This window comes from Devosia insulae DS-56 (genome assembly GCF_000970465.2).
Taxonomy (GTDB): Bacteria; Pseudomonadota; Alphaproteobacteria; order Rhizobiales; family Devosiaceae; genus Devosia_A; species Devosia_A insulae.
Genome location: NZ_LAJE02000350.1, coordinates 1 through 2,182, shown reverse-complemented (window position 1 = coordinate 2,182; position 2,182 = coordinate 1). Strand labels below are relative to the sequence as shown.

The following is a 2,182-nucleotide window of genomic DNA, read 5'->3' as shown; positions in this document are numbered from 1 at the left end:
CTAGAGATAGCGCCAGTGATAGTGGAGGCATGATCGGGTGACGGTGCGCTGGCGCATTGTGGGACTGGCGCTGGCAAGCCTGGTGTCGATCGTCGCGATGACCGGGGTGATGGCCTACGGGCTGTGGCTCGCCGATCATTTCGTGCAGCGGATCGATGCGGTGCACCGGCGCTTCGAGGTGATCGCCGAGCTCGATGGCCGCGCCAATGCCTATGCCAAGCAGGTGGCAGGCGTGCTGCTGCTGGGGCGTGCCGAAATGCCGGCGGTGCAACGGGCGCGCATCGACATGGAGCGCACCTTCGCCCGGCTCAGCCGCGCCACCCGCGACGAGCTGACGACGCTGGGCGGCATCGCCGAAATGGTGCCCGAGCTTGAGCAGCTCGAGGACGTGCGCCGGATGATCGAGCTCTACCACGCCATCGATGCCTCGGCGGCGCGGGCGCTGGCAGCGGCGCGCGACGGCAAGGCTGACGAGGCCACCCAGCTCTATGGCCGCGACGTCGCTTTTCGCCTCGCCAACGAGTTGCAGCCGCTGATCGACCGAGCGCTGGCCGAGGAGCGCAACGAAGTGGCGGCCGAGCTGAAGCAGGTGCAGCAGACGCAGGGCACCATCCTCGTGGTCGCCGGCATCCTGGCGCTGCTGTCACTGGCGGTGCTGAGTCTCTTGGGCGTGCTGCTCTACCGCGCGGTGCGTCGCTCGGGCGCGCGGCTCGAAGCCGAGATCGAGACGCGCACCAGCGAGCTGCGCGACGCCAATGCGCGACTGCGAGCGGTGGACGTGCGGCGCACGCAGTTCCTCGCCGATGTCAGCCACGAGCTGCGCACCCCGCTCACGGTGCTGCGCGGCGAGGCCGACGTGGCGCTGCGCGGTCAGCCCAAGCTCGATGACCTCCGTCAATCGCTCGAGCGGATCCGCGGCCAGTCGGTCGATATGTCGGGCCTGCTCGATGACCTCATCGCCTTCGCCCGCACCGATGCCGAAAGCCAGCAGCACCTGCCCGCCGATGTCCGTCTCGACGAGATCGTCGCCGCGGCCGCCGAGGAAGCGCAGGTGCTGGCCGAGCCGCGCGAGGTCAGCGTCATCACTGAGCTGGGCGACAATGGCGCCCACATCGACGCGGATTTCCGGCGGCTGAAGCAGGCGCTGATGATCGGGCTCGACAACGCGGTGAAGCATTCGCCGCCCGGCAGCCGGATCACCGTCAGCAGCAGTCGCGGTGCTGCGACGGCAACGGTGGCGATCGCCGACCAGGGGCCGGGCGTCAGCGACGAGGACCAGCCGCGGGTGTTCGAACGCTTCTATCGTGGTCATGGCGAGGGCGCGCTGGAAAACCAGGGGCTGGGAATCGGTCTTGCCATCGCCAAGGATATTGTCGAGCGGCACGGCGGCACTATCCGGCTCGACAATGGCGCGAGCGGCGGCGCGGTGCTCACACTCGAGCTGCCGCTGGCGCAAGGAGGGGCACGATGAAGGTTCTGGTGGTCGAAGACGATCGGCGCATCGCCTCATTCCTCGAGCGCGGGCTGGCGGCCGAGGGCTATCAGGTCAGCGTCGAGAATGATGGCCGCGACGGGCTGGAGCGGGCCCGGCAGGATGATTTCGAGCTGATCATCCTCGATCGCATGCTGCCCTATGTCGACGGCCTGGAGATCACCCGGCTGCTGCGCGAGGAAAAGCGCCCGTCGATGATTTTGATGCTGACCGCCAAGGATAGCCTCGCCGACAAGATCGAAGGCCTCAAAGGCGGCGCCGACGACTACCTGACCAAGCCCTTCGCCTTCGACGAGCTACTGGCCCGCCTCGTGGCCTTGCGCCGGCGGCGCAGCGAAATCGACCATGAGAGCCAGCTCGCCATCGGACCGTTGACGCTCGATCCGCAATCGCGCCGGGTCAGCCGCGCCGGCGAGCCGATCAGCCTGACGGTGCGCGAGTTCGACCTGTTGCGCTACCTGATGAGCAACCCGGACAAGGTGGTGAGCCGGCAGCGGCTGCTGAACAGCGTCTGGGAATATGGCTACGATCCGGGCACCAAGATCGTCGACGTCTATGTCCGCTATCTCAGGGCCAAGATCGACACCGAGGGCACCCCGTCGCTGATCCAGACGGTGCGCGGCGTCGGCTACATGATGCCGAGCTAGCGAGATCCCGGGCTCTCGGTGATCCTCCCCCGTGGAACGGGGG

Annotated in this window: 2 protein-coding genes; both read left to right on the top strand. The window is 67.7% G+C overall.

Going from position 1 to position 2,182, the window contains the following annotated elements; genetic code table 11:
• The first annotated feature begins 37 nt into the window (after positions 1 to 37).
• Complete coding sequence (locus VW23_RS23065) at positions 38 to 1,471, top strand: sensor histidine kinase (protein WP_069911839.1); 1,434 nt, start codon at positions 38 to 40, stop codon at positions 1,469 to 1,471.
• Complete coding sequence (locus VW23_RS23060; protein WP_069911838.1) at positions 1,468 to 2,139, top strand: response regulator transcription factor; 672 nt, start codon at positions 1,468 to 1,470, stop codon at positions 2,137 to 2,139. Before VW23_RS23065 ends, VW23_RS23060 begins: the two co-directional genes overlap by 4 nt.
• Positions 2,140 to 2,182 lie beyond the last annotated feature (43 nt).